Annotated in this window: 17 protein-coding genes; 1 reads left to right on the forward strand and 16 read right to left on the reverse strand. The window is 58.6% G+C overall.

Features of this window, described 5'->3' with window-relative positions:
* Positions 1-191: 191 nt before the first annotated feature.
* The 12 genes from MPRO_RS05480 to MPRO_RS05535 all read right to left on the reverse strand — a co-directional run bounded on the left by MPRO_RS05480 (position 192) and on the right by MPRO_RS05535 (position 10,814).
* Positions 192-629: a YcgN family cysteine cluster protein gene (locus MPRO_RS05480; protein WP_067288493.1), complete on the reverse strand. Its 438-nt coding sequence runs from the start codon at positions 627-629 to the stop codon at positions 192-194.
* Positions 630-917 carry a YcgL domain-containing protein gene (locus tag MPRO_RS05485; RefSeq protein ID WP_067288495.1) on the reverse strand — a complete coding sequence of 96 codons (288 nt, stop codon included), beginning with the start codon at positions 915-917 and terminating at the stop codon, positions 630-632.
* Positions 918-946: 29 nt separating this feature from the next.
* Positions 947-2,125, reverse strand: coding sequence for a ribonuclease D (gene rnd, locus MPRO_RS05490; protein WP_067288497.1), 1,179 nt, complete (start codon positions 2,123-2,125; stop codon positions 947-949).
* 7 nt (positions 2,126-2,132) lie between these two features.
* Positions 2,133-2,732, reverse strand: a complete 600-nt coding sequence (gene recR / locus MPRO_RS05495) for a recombination mediator RecR (protein ID WP_067288500.1) — start codon at positions 2,730-2,732, stop codon at positions 2,133-2,135.
* Positions 2,733-2,737: 5 nt separating this feature from the next.
* Positions 2,738-3,061, reverse strand: a complete 324-nt coding sequence (locus tag MPRO_RS05500) for a YbaB/EbfC family nucleoid-associated protein (protein ID WP_067288503.1) — start codon at positions 3,059-3,061, stop codon at positions 2,738-2,740.
* 19 nt (positions 3,062-3,080) lie between these two features.
* Complete coding sequence (gene dnaX, locus MPRO_RS05505) at positions 3,081-5,276, reverse strand: DNA polymerase III subunit gamma/tau (RefSeq protein ID WP_067288505.1); 2,196 nt, start codon at positions 5,274-5,276, stop codon at positions 3,081-3,083.
* Between the two features lie 151 nt (positions 5,277-5,427).
* The gene (kdsB, locus tag MPRO_RS05510; RefSeq protein ID WP_067288513.1) at positions 5,428-6,192 is read right to left on the reverse strand and encodes a 3-deoxy-manno-octulosonate cytidylyltransferase; all 765 of its coding nucleotides are present in this window, start codon (positions 6,190-6,192) and stop codon (positions 5,428-5,430) included.
* Positions 6,189-6,395 (reverse strand): Trm112 family protein, encoded by a 207-nt coding sequence (locus MPRO_RS05515; RefSeq protein WP_067288516.1) that lies wholly within the window; start codon positions 6,393-6,395, stop codon positions 6,189-6,191. The genes kdsB and MPRO_RS05515 overlap by 4 nt, the downstream gene beginning before the upstream one ends.
* On the reverse strand, positions 6,392-7,429 hold the full coding sequence (gene lpxK / locus MPRO_RS05520; RefSeq protein ID WP_067288519.1) for a tetraacyldisaccharide 4'-kinase: 1,038 nt from the start codon (positions 7,427-7,429) through the stop codon (positions 6,392-6,394). The genes MPRO_RS05515 and lpxK overlap by 4 nt, the downstream gene beginning before the upstream one ends.
* A gap of 3 nt (positions 7,430-7,432) precedes the next feature.
* Positions 7,433-7,852: an ExbD/TolR family protein gene (locus tag MPRO_RS05525; protein WP_067288521.1), complete on the reverse strand. Its 420-nt coding sequence runs from the start codon at positions 7,850-7,852 to the stop codon at positions 7,433-7,435.
* A 45-nt stretch (positions 7,853-7,897) separates the two neighbouring features.
* Complete coding sequence (locus MPRO_RS05530; protein WP_067288523.1) at positions 7,898-8,518, reverse strand: MotA/TolQ/ExbB proton channel family protein; 621 nt, start codon at positions 8,516-8,518, stop codon at positions 7,898-7,900.
* A gap of 61 nt (positions 8,519-8,579) precedes the next feature.
* Positions 8,580-10,814 (reverse strand): DNA internalization-related competence protein ComEC/Rec2, encoded by a 2,235-nt coding sequence (locus MPRO_RS05535; RefSeq protein ID WP_067288525.1) that lies wholly within the window; start codon positions 10,812-10,814, stop codon positions 8,580-8,582.
* 82 nt (positions 10,815-10,896) lie between these two features.
* On the opposite strand from MPRO_RS05535, the gene MPRO_RS05540 reads away from it, so the two are divergent.
* On the forward strand, positions 10,897-11,421 hold the full coding sequence (locus MPRO_RS05540; RefSeq protein WP_067288527.1) for a DUF2062 domain-containing protein: 525 nt from the start codon (positions 10,897-10,899) through the stop codon (positions 11,419-11,421).
* Positions 11,422-12,175: 754 nt separating this feature from the next.
* On the opposite strand, the gene pnp is transcribed toward MPRO_RS05540, so the two are convergent.
* From pnp to rbfA, 4 genes are all read right to left on the reverse strand, one after another.
* A complete protein-coding gene (gene pnp, locus MPRO_RS05545) occupies positions 12,176-14,281 on the reverse strand; it encodes a polyribonucleotide nucleotidyltransferase (protein ID WP_067288530.1) in 2,106 nt (701 codons plus the stop codon).
* 279 nt (positions 14,282-14,560) lie between these two features.
* On the reverse strand, positions 14,561-14,830 hold the full coding sequence (gene rpsO, locus MPRO_RS05550; RefSeq protein ID WP_067288535.1) for a 30S ribosomal protein S15: 270 nt from the start codon (positions 14,828-14,830) through the stop codon (positions 14,561-14,563).
* Between the two features lie 141 nt (positions 14,831-14,971).
* The gene (gene truB / locus MPRO_RS05555) at positions 14,972-15,925 is read right to left on the reverse strand and encodes a tRNA pseudouridine(55) synthase TruB (protein ID WP_067288537.1); all 954 of its coding nucleotides are present in this window, start codon (positions 15,923-15,925) and stop codon (positions 14,972-14,974) included.
* Positions 15,926-15,928: 3 nt separating this feature from the next.
* Positions 15,929-16,348: a 30S ribosome-binding factor RbfA gene (rbfA, locus tag MPRO_RS05560; RefSeq protein ID WP_067288539.1), complete on the reverse strand. Its 420-nt coding sequence runs from the start codon at positions 16,346-16,348 to the stop codon at positions 15,929-15,931.
* Positions 16,349-16,353 lie beyond the last annotated feature (5 nt).

Genomic DNA, 16,353 nt, shown 5'->3' on the forward strand with positions numbered 1-16,353 from the left:
AACGTTCATGCGTTTGCCCTGTCCCAACCCCGGACACCTATACAACAAAGCACCAACCCCAAACGTCAGCCACAAGCCCTGTTCCTGCGCATCCATGCGACCACAGGATAAGTACATCCCTGCACAAAAAAGAGCGCCGCAGCGCCCTCTCCCATTAACAAGCCCGTTACCGCCAGACTATTCGATAACGCCTATTCAATAACATAGTCGACGAAATCATCTTCACTGATCTGATTGTCCTTAACCTCATACCAGCTCAACACAGATGCATCAGCTTCAGCCACTGATTCGGCCCGACCACTGATCAACGGATGCCAGTCCGGCAGATCCTTGCCTTCGTGAACCAGCCTGTAGGCACAGGTTCTGGGCAGCCAGTGAAACTCCTTCACATCTTGCGGGCGCAGCTTGACACAGGACGGCACCAGCGAACAGCGCTTCTCATACTGCGTACAGCGCCGCGTTTCAAGATCCAGCAGATGACAGACGACCGAGGTATAAAACACCTCATGGGTATCCTCATCCTCGATCTTGTGCAAACAGCAGAGCGCACAACCATCACAGAGCGACTCCCACTCGTCGGAGGTCATCTCCTCCAGTGACTTGGCACGCCAGAATACTTCCTGAGCCACCTAGCGCACTCCGGTTTCTGGACGATCCGGATACAGATCGAGCATGTAGTCTTCCTTCGGTGGCGGCATCTGCAGGTAGTAACCCTTTTCCACGATACCCGCCAGCATCTTCTCGACATCAATGCGTGCCAGCTTGCGCCCAGGCTTGACCGGCATATCCATCAAATGCACCGGCGTACCAAACATTGTCAAAAGCGCCTCAGGCACCCGCGTGAGCAATTCACGCTTCTCAACGTAGAGGTACATCTCATCCTTGCGCGAACTTTTGTAAATACTGCAAATCTTCATATCAACTCTCATCTCTGTTCAAACGGGCGCTACTGCTCAAACCGACGCAGCTGCACCAACAGGTCGTCGCCTATCACTTCCTGGCGCCATCCCTGCAGCCCCGGCGGTAACGCATAGTCTGCGCCCTCATCACTGCCGGTACGTATCAATGCCTCTATGTCACGCCGGCGCAGCAACAACTCAGGCGCCATATCCAGCGTTTCAGCACGCTCACGCCCCATCAACTTCAAACGCTTGAGACGCGTATTCCAGATCACAGGCAGCGGCTTTGGAATCGGATCAACTGATTGCGCCTGGGGCGCCGCAGCGGCATTGCGCAAAAAATCCAGCATGGTTTCGCCATCTTCGCGCAAAATCCGCCGCTTTAGCTCCGGCACGCGGGACAACTCGAGCGTGGTGCGTGGCCAGCGGGTAATAATATCCAGCAGCGTCTGATTGCGCAGCACCCGATTACGGGGAACATTGCGCAATCGGCACTGCTGCTCACGCCAGGCGGTCAAGTCACGCAAAGCCGCGACCTTGTGGGGAGGCAGCGCCGCCATCTGACTAAAGCGCAGATAGTACTGAATGCCAGTGACATCAGCATCAGGCGCATTGGCCAGTAACGCCAGCATCTCTTCCTGCAACCAGGCAGTCATGCCCCGCTGCTCCAGCTCCGCCATCTGCATGCGACAGATCGCCGGCAGATAAGCCACATCCAGCGCCGCATACTGCTCCTGGCGCTGCGTCAGCGGACGCTGCAGCCAGTCCGATGTCGTTTCGCCCTTACCAACCTGCACACCCAGAGCATTCTCCAGCATGCGCTGCAAACCGACGGTGAAGCCCCAGCCAACAAAGCCGCCTGCAACCTGGGTATCGAACAGCGGACTGGGCAAAACACCAAACAGATGCTGAAACAACTCCAGATCTTCAGTGCTGGCGTGCAGCACCTTGAGCACCGAAGGTTCGACAAAGAGCGCCAGCAGCGGCGTAAAGTCCGTAATGGAGAGGGGATCAATCAGATAGCAGCCACTATCATCCGCCAGCTGAATAAGCCCGGCTATCGGATAAAAGGTATCCACCCGCTGAAACTCGGTATCCAGCGCAACCATGGGCAAGGTGCGCCAGTACTCGCACAGCTGCGCAAGCGCCTCATCGGTACCGACCCACACCGGCTCCTGCGCAGCACGCTCAAGCTGCTGCCAGTCATATCCATCATCGTGCGCCATGCCTACCTCAATTCAGGGAACGTCGACCCGCCAGCGCGTGCGCCAGAGTACCACCATCGATAAACTCAAGCTCTCCACCCACGGGCACACCGTGGGCAATACGACTCACCCGAACACCCAGCTCACGCACCTGCTCGGCGATATAGTGTGCCGTCGCCTCACCCTCCACCGTGGGATTGGTGGCCAGTATGACTTCGCGCACCTCACCAGCGCGCAGCCGTTCGACCAGCGCATCTATACCCAGATCATCGGGCCCGACGCCATCGATAGGCGACAGATGCCCCTTCAGGACAAAGTAATAACCCCCAAAGCCCCCCGTCTGCTCAACAGCCAGCATATCGACCGGCGACTCCAGCACACAGAGCACCGAGCGATCACGACTGCTCGATGTACAAATGCCACAGGGAGACACTTCCGACAGGGTACGACAGGACTGGCATTCACCGACCCGCTCCACCGCTTCGTGCAGCGACGCGGCCAGCTCCAGCGCTGCCGGACGATCGTGTTCAAGCAGATACAGCGCCATGCGCTGCGCCGACTTGGGACCCACACCCGGCAAGCAACGCAAGGATTTGATCAACTGCTGTATCAGAGGACTGAAAGACATCGCTATCAGAACGGCATATTGAAGCCCGGCGGCAACTGCATGCCGGCGGTGACTTTGGACATCTGATCCTTGGTATTGGTCTCAACCTTGCGCACGGCATCGTTGACGGCCGCCGCGATCAGGTCTTCCAGGATCTCTTTCTCTTCCTGCATCAGGCTGTCATCAATGGCAATCGACTTAACGTCGTGGCGACCATTCATGACGATCTTGACCAGACCTGCGCCGGATTCACCGGTCACTTCCGCGCGCGCCACTTCTTCCTGCACACGCTGCATGTCTTCCTGCATTTTCTGCGCCTGCTTCATCAGGCCACCCATATTTTTCATCATCGTATTTTTCCTCTGCAGATCAATTCGGTTCTAGCGGTACTACGGTATCTACATCTATATGAGCATCAAACTGTTTCAGAATATCCTGCACCAGCGGATCCTCTTCTATCGCCGCAACGGCCCGCGCCTGGCGCAACTCACGCTGACGCATGGCAAACTGATGTGGCGTTTCACGCCCCTGGGGCGCACATTCGAATTCTACCTCAAGCGGCAGTCCAAAATAATCACAGAGCGCGCGGGTGATACGCTCGCGCTGGATTTCATTCAGCAACGCCTGCTGCTGCATGCTGTAGTGAAACCGCAGACGCGCCCCCTGCACCGACTCGAGCGACAGGTTTACCGCCAGGCTCTCGGTCATCCCCCCCAAGCCAAGTCCGGTGCAGAGCGCTACCCAGTCATCGGGCTTGAGCGAATCCAGCCCCAGCGGCCTGCCCCCGGCCTGCGCCTCGGCGGACGGCCGGGCCTGCATTGGAGCTACCAGTACTGGCGGCGACGGCGGCACTGCCGGAGAAAGGCCTGGCGAATGAGGCTTGGGCTGGCCAGACGACTCAGACGCAGCGGAACGCGCCTGCAAAGATGCAGGCTCAGATCGTCCACTCCCTGACGTTGCGTCGGATGCAGCAACGGGCGCATCAGCCCGAGGTATAGACTGCGGCCGGGCGGCAGCAGCGGGCTCAGGCTTTTTTGGCGGCGCCACTCCCATAAACGCCCTATCAGCGTCGTCCTGGTCGTATCCGCCCGGGATATCCGACTCATCGTACTCAGGCGGCCCATCCTGCGTCACACCTGCCGGCATGACGGGCGCTCGCTGTGGCGCTACAGGCGCCGCTGCGAAAGTAGCGGCAGGGAATGCGACCGGCAAGGCCGTAGCGTCATGTTCAGTTGCTTTTGCGGGCACCTGCGCAGGTGCAGCAGCCACTACTGGCGCTGGTGCTGGCGTTTGGATGGGAGGAGCCTGCTCAGCACGTGCAACCACAGCCTCACTGACCGCGCTCCTCATAGCAGATTGAGCGGCCGGCACATTGACAGCCTGAACATCAGTAACAGCCACAGCCGCTGGTGCGCCGGCGCCAGTATTCAAACCGGCATTCGCAGGGACACTGGAAACAGGCACTGACCCCGCAGGCGCATCCGCAGGACGGAAAGCCAGCATGCGCAACAGCACCATTTCCAGCCCTTCCCGGGCGTCAGGCACATAGGGTAGATCCCGCCGCCCCATCAGGGCGATCTGGTAATACAGCTGTACATCTTCAGCCGTCAGCGCACGGGACAGCGCCAGTATCTGCTCACGATCCCCCAGACTGTTATCCGCCGCATCAGGCAGCACCTGGGCAATGGCAACACGGTGCAACAGGCTGATCATGTCCCCGAGCACGCTGGCATAGTCAGGCGAGAACTGCGCCAGATCCGCCACCGCCGCCAGCAACGCCTTCGCATCCCGGGCCGACAGGCATTCCACCAGCCGGCTCACCAGCATCTGATCGATACTGCCGAGCATGGTCTGGACATCGAGTGTGGTAATAGTGCCGGCACCAAAGGCGATAGCCTGATCGGTCAGGCTCATGCCATCGCGCATGGAGCCGTCGGCGGAGCGCGCCAGCAACCAGAGCGCGGCCTCCTCAAACGGAATACTTTCCTCACCCAGCACAAACCGCAGATGCTCAACGATGCGCTCGGGAATCATATTCTTGAGGTTGAACTGCAGACAGCGCGACAAGATGGTGACCGGCAGTTTTTGCGGATCGGTCGTGGCCAGCAGGAATTTTACGTGGGGCGGCGGCTCTTCCAGCGTTTTTAGCAAGGCATTGAAAGAGTGCGTCGACAGCATGTGTACCTCATCGATGAGGTACACCTTGTAGCGCCCATGGGTTGGCGCGTATTGCACGTTTTCAAGCAGCTCGCGGGTATCCTCCACCTTGGTACGAGAGGCCGCATCGACTTCGATCAGGTCAACGAAACGCCCTTCGGCAATCTCGCGACAGGCACTGCACTGGCCGCATGGATCCGACGATACGCCAACCTCGCAGTTAAGCGACTTGGCAAACAGGCGCGCAATGGACGTTTTGCCCACGCCGCGCGTGCCGGTGAAAAGGTAGGCATGGTGCAGCCGATCATCGTCCAGCGCATTAACCAGCGCCTTCAGTACATGCTCCTGACCCACCATTTCCTGAAAACGCTTCGGACGCCATTTACGCGCCAGCACCTGATAGCTCATTGCTGCCCTGATTACGACTGAATATACAGGCGCCTATGCTACCTACTGAGCTGCCCAGGCGCCAGCATAAGGACCCATTCCTCCGGCTTTAACCAGCCTCCCGTTGCCGCTCTGGCATCACACACACAACACCTGGGCCTTAAAGGGTGATTTAGCCGCCGAGCAACAGACGCAGGCGCTCGAGATCTTCCGGCGTATCCACTCCGGCGGGGGGCAACTCAGCGGCAACCGCCACATGAATGCGGGCACCATTCCAGAGCGCGCGCAACTGCTCAAGGCACTCCGTCGTTTCAACTGCTGCCGGTGGCCACTGCACGAAGTCGTTCAGCAACTGCACACGATAGCCATAGATACCGATATGCCGCTGCCACTCGAATCCGCTCGGCATCTGCTCGCGGCCGCCAGCAGTTGCGAAAGGGTCCCGCGGCCAGGGAATGGTTGCACGACTGAAATAGAGCGCCATGCCAAAGCGATCCGTCACCACCTTGACCACATTGGGATTCATCAGCCCGGCGATCTCATCCACCGGCTCCGACAGGGTCGCGATACCCGCCTGGGGGTTGGCCGCAAGGTTGGCCGCCACCTGATTGATGATTGCCGGCGGTATCAGCGGCTCATCACCCTGCACATTGACGACAATTTCATCATCCGCCAAGCCAAGGCTCGCCACGACTTCCTGCAGACGGTCGGTACCCGAGGGATGATCCGGCGACGTCATGCACACTTCGGCACCAAAGCCACGGGCCACATCTGCGATACGCGTATCATCGGTGGCAACCAGCACCCTCGCCGCGTCACTCAGACAGGCGCGCTCATAAACATGCTGAATCATCGGCTTGCCGGCGATATCGGCCAGTGGCTTGCCGGGAAAACGAGTCGAACCGAAACGGGCGGGAATAATAACAGTGAAGCTCATGGGCGCACCTGCTTTTTCAGTGCCTCGCGCTCAGCGTCGGTCAGCTTGCGCGCTTCGGTTTCCAGCATAACGGGAATGCCATCACGGATCGGGTACGCCAGACCGCTGGCACTGCAGAACAGCTCGTCGGTTTCCCTGTGATAATGCAGCGACGCCTTGGACACCGGACACACCAGAATATCGAGCAGTTTCTTATCCATCATTGTCTCTCACCTGAAATAGCATCAGACACCCGCAACCCGGGCCCTGAGGGATATTGTCTATTTAACTGCGCCGCCAGCGCAGATTCAAATACCGCGTCCAGCCGCGCCTCCACCGGCAGATACCAGCTGTTCGCCGGCGCCAGGTGACGACACTTCACCGCATCCTTTTCCGTCATGATCAGCGCCAGATCATCGCCGAACTCAAGGTCTTCAGCACTGAAGGCATGGTGATCGGCAAAACTGTGGGCAATGGGGTCAAATCCCAGCCGACGCAGACTGTCGAAGAAACGCTGCGGATTACCGATACCGGCCAGCGCATGCACCCGTCGCGTACCCGACCAGTCTGATGCCCGCAAGCTAACGCTGTCATCAAGCGCTCGCAGCGCACCCGGCATCAATTGCATTAGGTGGGCACCGCAAGGGCGAAAAGCCCCGTCACCGTTCACCACAACAAGATCGACCGAATCAATACGTTGCGGCGGCTCACGCAAGGGCCCTTCCGGCAAGCAACGCCCATTGCCAAGGCCCCGTTCACTGTCCAGCACCAGGATCTCGACACTGCGCCCCAGGCGGTAATGCTGCAAACCATCATCACTGATGATCAGATCACAGTCGGTCTGCTGCAGCAGGTACTTCGCCGCCGCGACGCGATCGGGATCTATCACCAGCGGGCAACCACTGCGCTCGACGATCAGTAGCGGCTCATCCCCCACCTCGGCCGCGCTCGCACCCGCAAGCACCAGACAGGGATACTGCGACGCTTTGGAACCGTAGCCACGACTAACGACTCCTGGCCGATAGCCCGCCGCTTGGGCCCACCGCAACAGCGCCAGCACCAGCGGTGTTTTGCCGGTTCCACCTACGGAAATATTACCGACGATGATCAGCGGTACCGGCGGCTGCCAGACTCGCTCAGGATGGGACAGATACTGCGCGCGACGGTGCAGCACAATACGACGGAACAGCCACTCCAGCGGGCGCAGTACGCACAGCCAGCGGCTACCCTGATACCAGCCCCGCAGCAGAGCGCTCATCAGTCAGGGAGAACCTGGTTCGCGGGTCGTGATGCTCAGGTGCACAAAACCCAGCTGACCGGCCACATCCATAACCGTAACCACCGCCTGATGCGGCGTGGTGCCATCGGCGGTAATCAGCAGTGGACGGTCACGCTCATCGCCGGCGCTCTGGCGCAAGGCCTGGCGCAGCGTATCGGGTTTGGAATTCACCAGCGGCTGACCATTGATGCTGTAACGCCCCTGGGCATCGATCAGCACTTCCAGCAGCTGCGCAGACGCCTCGCCAGGTTCGCCACTGGCTTCAGGCAGATCCACCTGCAGATGGGTTTCGCGGGTAAACGTAGTGGAAACCATGAAAAAGATCAGCAGCAGAAACACCACATCAATCAGCGGTGTCAGATTGACACTGACCTCTTCCTGACTGCGGCGCTGAAATTTCACGCGCTGCGCTCCGAACGGGGCATGACAAATACTGCGGCAGGGATATCAGACATGATCAATCTCGCGCTCGCCATGCACCACCTCCACCAGCTTGACCGCCTCCTGCTCCATTTCCTTGACCAGGGAGTCGACCTTGCGCTGAAAGAAGCGGTGAAATATCAGGGTTGGAATTGCCACCGAGAGACCGGCCGCCGTGGTGATCAGCGCCTCTGAGATACCACCGGCCAGCACCGAGGCATTGCCCGTACCCTGAACCATGATTTCGGTGAAAACCTTGATCATGCCAATCACAGTACCCAGCAGACCCAGCAGTGGCGTGACCGCAGCGATGGTCCCCAGAGGATTGAGGAAACGCTCCAGCTCATGAATCACCTGGCTGGCGGCCTCAAGGATGCTTTCCTTCATCACCTCGCGGCCATGTTTGGCATTGTTCAGCCCGGCCACCATGATGCGGCCCAGCGGGCTCTGCGTTTTGATTTCACGCATCTGGGCGGGCGTTAGCGTCTTGCCCTTGATCCGCTCCCAGATATCACCCAGCAAGCCACCCGGCGCAATACGCGAGGTACGCAACACCCACAGCCGTTCCAGGCAAATTGCCAGCGAAAGCACCGAACATGCCACGATCGGAATCATCAACCAGCCACCGGCTTTCAGAAGTTCAAACACCCTGTACCCTCCGCTCGAATGCTGGCTACTTTAGCATAGCTCCCCTGCCAAAAGTAGGTCATTAACCCGCTGACCAATAACGCTTTTTCGCCCCCCGCCAAGACCTTGTACGACATTCCCCGGCGGCATTCGCAACCAGTTCCAGTGCCCCGGAATCAGCGGTATTGAACAGTCGCGCGCCCTGCTGTTCAAAGCGTGCAACCACCTCCGCAGCCGGATGACCATACTGATTCAGAAAGCCTGCACTAATGAGCCCATATTCGGGTTGCAACAGCGCCAGAAAGGCTTCGGTCGACGAACTGCGGCTGCCGTGGTGAGACGCCACCAGCCAGGTCACAGGCGCTAGAGACCCGCTGCGCACCAGCGCCTGCTCCACACCCGACTCAATATCGCCGGTCAGCAACAAGCGACAACCCGCAACCTCAATCAGCAGCACACAGGAGCGGTCATTCTCGCTCGCGCCCACACTGCCGTGCAGGTAGCTAAACTCCACCCCGGACCAGCGCCATTGCTGCCCTGCCCGGCAGGCACTGTAACCCTCCTCGCGCTGCAAGCGCAGACTGCCGGACTCCCGGCGCTCGACCGCCAGTTCGCGCAATACCTGAGCCCGCCCACCGGCATGATCATTATCTGCATGACTCACCACCAGCCGATCCAGTGACAACGCCCCTTGCCTTTGCAGATAGGGCAGCACGGTGCGCTCGAATGCGGCGCTGCCGCTGCGATAGCCAGGGCCCGTGTCATACAGCAGACTGCGCCCGCCCGCCTGCACCCAGACAGAGACTCCCTGACCGACATCGAACACCCAGGCCCGAAACCCATCCGGGGGCGATGCAGGCGCACTGCCAAAGAGCGCCAGGGACCAGACCATAGCCGCCAGCCCCCGCACGCGCCACCCCAGCGGCAACACCAGCGCCAGGGACGCCAGCAAGGCCGACAGCACCAATACAGTAACAGGCACCGGCATAGGCCCGCTGGCAGCCAGGCGCTGCGCCAGCACCGCCTGCTCCACCACACCCAGACCCTGCCACAATGCAGCCAGCACCGCGGAATAAATGACCGCAGGGACTGTCACAGCGCACCAGATCCCGAGCAGAACCGGCACCAGACCCAGTACCAGAACCGGCAACAGCGGAATGGCAAGCAGATTGACCAAGGGTGCCACCAGCGAAATCTGACCAAACCAGCCCAGCAGCAAGGGCGTCATCAGGCAGAAAATAGCCAACTGCGCCACCAGAATACGCCGCAACAGCGATTGAGTACCGCGCACAGACGCCAGCATCAGCAATATAGCGACAGCCCCAAACGACAGCCAGAGCCCGGGTGCATGTACCGCCAGTGGCTGCAAACTCAGCACTACTGCTAACGCCAGCCACCAGCGTTGCCACAGACTCAACTGTCGCAGACAAAAAGCCGACAGCAGCAATGCGGCGGCCATAATCCAGGCACGCAGGGTGGCTATGCCGGCACCTGCCAGCAGCACATAGCACCCGCTTAATACCAGCGCCAGCAACACCGGAAACAGACGCAACACAGGGGCACTCAAACGCCCTGCAGGACACAGCCAGAGCAGGCTCCGCCCCAGCATCCAGCCCAGCGCCACCACTATGGCAATATGCAGACCGCTCACCACCACCAGATGCACGGTGCCGGTGCGGCGCAGCCGGTCCCAGTCCGACGCCGCCAGCGCCGAGCCGTCACCAATCAGAAAGGCCCGTGCCAGTGCAGCAGCCGCAGGATCGGGCAAGCCCTCGGACAGTTGCGCGCCCAGGTTTGCCCGCAACCGATCAAGCGTCCAGCGCCGCGACTGCCGCTCATGCAGCTGACGTACATAGCCAACCCCATCGACGTCGCGCATCAGCGCCCAAAGCTCATAATCAAAGCCGCCCGGATTCCACAGACTATGGGGCGGCTTCAGACGCACACTCAACACCACCCGATCACCCGGCAGCAACAGCGGCAAAGTGCCGTAGGCACTCAGACGCACGCGACGCAGCCGAGTATCCTGCTGCGACAACACCCGCAGTTCAAACCGCTGCACCTCGCCGGTTACGTCCGGGAGCCCCACCACCTCGCCACCAAGACGCAGCTCGGTACCGGATTGCTGCACATCCAGACGGTGCCACAACTGCCAGTTACCGTAAGTGACCGCCAGCAAGAAACCCAGCCAGAGCGGTACGGCTTGCCTGCGCCAGCGACTGCACAGCAACAGTGGGCACAAAACAATCAGCAGATAACCATCAGGCAGCTGCGGCAACAGGGCCGCGAGCACTATTCCCGCGATGTAGTAGATCATCCTTGATCCTGTCGGGTTGGCTTACGTTAGACCTGAATGCATAATAGAAGCCCTCAGAGACTGCAATCAAAGTGCGACACCTATGCCTCGCAAGCTGATCAAGAAGTACATGCCCGACGAGCACCGGTTTCGCAGCCACCGAACCTTGAGCTGGCTTGGCGATCATATTCATGACCCCAACCTGTTTCACCTGACCCGCAAATCGGTATCCCGCGCCTTCATGGTGGGAATTTTCTGCGCCTTCCTGCCCATACCACTGCAAATGCTCGTCGCTGCCATCATCGCGGTTGTGGCCCGCTCCAACCTGCCGATTTCCGTCAGCCTCGTCTGGCTGACCAATCCATTGACCATGCCGCCGGTGTTCTATTTCACCTACCTGGTTGGATCGCAAATTCTGGGAGCACCGATAAAACCGGTGGTATTCGAATTCTCCCTGCATGGACTGGGTGCTGAAATATCCGCCGTATGGTGGCCACTGCTACTCGGTTCAATACTCTGCGGCCTGGTGTTTTCCCTGCTGGGCTATGCCGCGGTACAGCTGTTCTGGATTCGCCATGTGCTCAACAGCTGGAAAAAGCGCCGCCAGGAACGCAAGAATCGAAACTAGAGCATTTTCATCTTACCTCGACCCATATCCGGCCACCTCGAAGCTTGTAGGTCGGGTTAGCGCAGCGTAACCCGACGGGGGCCATATACAATGCAAGTGATCGGGCATAACTACTATGGCCACCACCTCAAAAGGACGCGCCGTTCGCACAGCCCGAAATCGCGCCACGCAGCAGTTCCACATTGCCTGCGTCGGCCAACCCGGGCCGCCGCTGCTCCGTAACCAGAGTAAAAAATACGAAGCTCCAGAGACAAAGGCACCGCGGTAGTTCAGGGCGTTATCATCCTTGATTATCCTTGTCGGGTTACGCTGCGCTAACCCGACCTACGGGCTGAAACATCAGAGCGGCTCTTGTTCCCCCTTATGAAGCCGGCGAGCACTGAGGTCATTCGGCGATCAGGCCCGAAGGGGCGCAACAGGGACTGATGCGCCTGCGATGAGGTACAGGGATGTACCGTCAGCGCAGCCCGCTGAATGATCTCAGAGCGCAGCGAATAGGCGTCATCGGGGCGTGCTTTCTTTGGTTACTTTATTTGCACGAGCAAAGAAAGTAACGCGCCAGCAAGACGCAATAAAAACCATCAAAACTGCTCCGATACCCCAGCCTGCACAGGCTCCAACAGGGTTACCTTAATCTCGTCTCAACTATCGCAATGGGTCGATGTAAGATGAAAATGCTCTAATCCGGGCTAAAAATGCAGACCAAAAAAAACCGCCTTTTTTCAGGCGGTTTTTTTATCTCAGCCGGTCAGACTCAGGAAGCAGACTCGTCTGCAACCATGTCGCGCATGGACAGCTTGATGCGACCACGTACGTCCACGTCCAGGACCTTGACCTTGACGATGTCGTCCATGTTCACATAGTCGGTGACTTTCTCAACGCGCTTGTCAGCGATCTGAGAGATGTGCACCAGACCATCCTTGCCCGGCAGGATGTTGATGAAGGCACCGAAGTCTTCGATGCGCACAACCTTGCCTTCATAGATCTTGCCGACTTCAGCTTCAGCCGTAATCGCCTGAACACGTTCGATAGCGGCCTTGGCAGCGATCTTGTTGTCGGCGTAGATACGCACAGTACCGTTGTCGTCGATATCGATCATGGCGCCGGTTTCTTCGGTCAGCGCACGGATGGTCGCGCCGCCCTTGCCGATCAGGTCACGGATTTTCTCCGGGTTGATCTTCAGCTGTGTCATGGCAGGTGCGTTGTCCGGCAGTTCCGGACGGGCATAACCGATGACTTTGGCCATCTCGCCGAGGATGTGCTTGCGTGCTTCACACGCCTGCTCCAGAGCGATTTCCATGATCTCTTCGTTGATACCGGTGATCTTGATATCCATCTGCAGCGCGGTAATGCCTGCATCGGTACCAGCAACCTTGAAGTCCATGTCGCCGAGGTGATCTTCGTCACCCAGGATGTCGGTCAGAACGGCAAAGCGATCGCCTTCCTTGACCAGACCCATGGCGATACCGGCTACCGGTGCTTTCAGCGGCACGCCCGCGTCCATCATGGACAGCGAAGCACCGCAAACAGAGGCCATGGAGCTGGAACCGTTGGATTCAGTGATCTCGGACACGATACGGATGGTGTACGGGAATTCGTCCTGCGTCGGCAGTACGGCAGCAACACCGCGACGTGCCAGACGGCCGTGACCGATTTCGCGACGACCAGCACCCATCATGCGGCCAGCTTCACCCACGGAGTACGGAGGGAAGTTGTAGTGCAGCATGAAGGGGTCTTTGCGTTCGCCTTCGATGGCATCGATCATCTGCTGATCGCGGCTGGTACCCAAAGTACAAGTAACCATGGCCTGAGTTTCGCCACGGGTGAACAGGGACGAACCGTGTGCGCCCTGCAGAGTGTTAATCTGAACGTCGATAGCACGCACGGTCTTGTTGTCACGGCCATCGATACGCGGCTGACTTTCAATGATGCGGTTACGAACGATTTCTTTTTCCAGCGAGCTGATGATGCCACCAATAGCGCGGGCATTCGGCTGACCTTCTTCGGTGCCTGCCAGAGCAGCAACAGCCTGGTTGCGCAGTTCGCCCAGGGCGTTCTGACGCTGAACCTTGTCGGCAACCTGATAGGCAGCAGCGACGCCTTCACCGACCAGACCACGCACCTGAGCGATCAGGGCTTCGTCTTTCTGCGGTGCCTGCCAATCCCACTTCGCCTTGCCGGCTTCGGCAACCAGCTCGTTGATGGCAGCGATGGCAACCTGCATTTCCTGATGGGCGAAGAGTACCGCACCCAGCATTTCGTCTTCAGACAGTTCCTGCGCCTGGGACTCAACCATCAGTACGGCATCAGCTGTACCGGCTACAACCATGTCCAGCTCGGACGTTGCCAGCTGTTCATAGGTCGGGTTAAGGATGTAACCGGCAGCTTCGGTGAAGCCGACACGAGCACCACCAATCGGGCCCTGGAACGGCAGACCGGAAATGGCCAGCGCAGCAGAGGTACCGATCAGTGCAGCGATATCAGGATCATTGATCTTGTCAGCAGACATGACAGTACAGATAACCTGTACTTCATTCATGTAGCCTTTAGGGAACAGCGGACGAATGGGACGGTCGATCAGACGCGAGGTCAGAGTTTCTTTCTCGGTCGGACGCGCTTCACGCTTGAAGAAACCACCGGGGATACGGCCTACAGCGTAGTATTTTTCCTGGTAATGCACGGACAGCGGAAAGAAGTCCTGACCTTCGCGCAGGCTCTTGGCACCCACAACGGTACACAGAACCTGTACGCCAGCCATGGTCACCATAACGGCACCGGTCGCCTGACGCGCGACGCGGCCAGTTTCCAGAGTAACCGGCTGGCCACCGAATTCGAATGTCTTGGTTGTTACTTGAAACATAGATTACCTCATCTGTTCGAAGAATCGTCCCCTGTACCACACCGTCGCATTCAGTCCTTCGTTAAAAGCCAGTACTCAGTTGCACTCTGGTGCAAAGCGCAATTGAGTACGGGCGGGATGAACAGTCTGGGATGATATCAGGGCGTTGGTCTCGCCCGTTCAAGGGCGGGTTCTATCATTGCTCGCGGGAATTTTCACTCCCGGTAATGCTGATCCGGATAAAACGTCTTAGCCGGATAAAACTGAGGCCATACATTGTATGGCCTCAGGAACATCAACTTAGCGGCGCAGACCGAGGCGCGCGATCAGCTTCAGGTAGCGATCAGCATCTTTCTTCTTCAGGTAGTCCAGCAGCTTGCGACGCTGGTTTACCATGCGAATCAGACCACGACGGGAGTGGTGATCATGCTTGTGCTCTTTGAAGTGATCCTGCAGACCCTGGATGTTGAAAGACAACAGGGCAACCTGAACTTCAGGAGAACCGGTATCGCCTTCAGCGCGAGCGAAGTCTTTAACGATCTCTGCTTTTTTCTCTACAGCTAATGCCATTGTATCGAGCTCCGATATTAATATGCGTGCGACTAGTGCCGCCTGTTAGGAAGAAACGATGCACCGAGCATATTATCAGTACAACGCCAATCATCATGCCCGCCACTCAGAGAGCGACAACTCGGGCTATCGATGACCGTTTCAGCCCGTCGCCAGCAAACGGCGGGGGCGCAGAACGCGGTCATCCGATATTTCGGCGATCCCCAGAAAGACTCCGGTTTCACCTGCAATCAGTTTTATCAGCTCTGCCGGAGCCTGCTCCGGCAATGCCAGACGCTGCCCCATAAGGATACGCTGCGTCTGTGCGCCATCCAGCGTCAGGGAAGGAATATCTTCCAGGGCGCTGGTGACCGGCAATAATAGCCTATCAAGCCGGGCTTGTATGCCCTTTTCCCCGTCGTCCTGCGGCTGTTCAGCGGCCATGTCCTGCAGCGCATCGAGCGTGATCATCTGCTCGGCCTGGTAAGGCCCGGCATCAAGACGACGCAGCTGTTTCACATGGGCACCACACCCCAGCAAAAGCCCGAGATCTTCCACAATAGAGCGGATATAAGTGCCTTTGGAGCAACTGATATCCAGCTCGATTTCGTCTTCGCGCAAGGCGGTCAGACGGCAGTGAAAAATGGTGACACGGCGTGATTTGACTTCGACCTGAATGCCCTTGCGTGCCAGCTTGTAGAGCGGCTGGCCGTTGTGCTTCAGGGCCGAGAACATGGAGGGCACCTGCTCGATTTCACCCGAGAAGTGCTCTTCCAGCAGCGCCAGAATCTGCGCTTCATCCAACACGGGTACCGGGCAGGTTTCCACCACCTCACCATCGGCATCGCTGGAATCCGTGCGGATACCCAGCTTGGCCGTGGTCAAATAGCGTTTGTCGGCATCCAGCAGAAACTGGGAAAACTTGGTGGCTTCACCGAATGCAATCGGCAGCATGCCGGTTGCCAGTGGATCCAGCGCACCTGTATGGCCGGCTTTGGCCGCTCCATACAGACGCTTGACCCGCTGCAGTACGCCGTTGGAGGTTATCCCGGCGGGCTTGTCCAGCAAGAGAATGCCGTCCAGCGCCCTACCGCGGCGTTTTCTGCCCTCGGTCATGCCTTATTCCTCGTCCGCTTTATCCGCTGAATCATCGGCCGCTTCAGAACCCGGTTCCGGCTGATTCACCTGAGTAATCAGGCTGTGCAGACGGCGACCACGGTCGACAGACTCGTCGAAGTGAAAGCGCAGTTCCGGCATGACGCGCAGCTTGATGCCGCGTGCCAGCTCATGTCGCAGGAAGCCCGCAGCCTTGTTGAGGACAGACAGCGATTCCTTCACTGTCTGCTCTTCATCAGTCTGGGCGCCAAACGCCATAACGGTGACATAGACGTCGGCATAACCGAGGTCCTTGGCTACCTTCACATAACTGACGGTAACCATGCCTACGCGCGGATCCTTGATCTGTCGCTGGATAAGCTGGGCCAGGTCCTTCTGGACCTGGTCAGCAACCCGCTGAGTTCGAGTAAATTCTCGTGCCATGGCGT

This window comes from Marinobacterium profundum, assembly GCF_001528745.1.
Taxonomy (GTDB): Bacteria; Pseudomonadota; Gammaproteobacteria; order Pseudomonadales; family Balneatricaceae; genus Marinobacterium_A; species Marinobacterium_A profundum.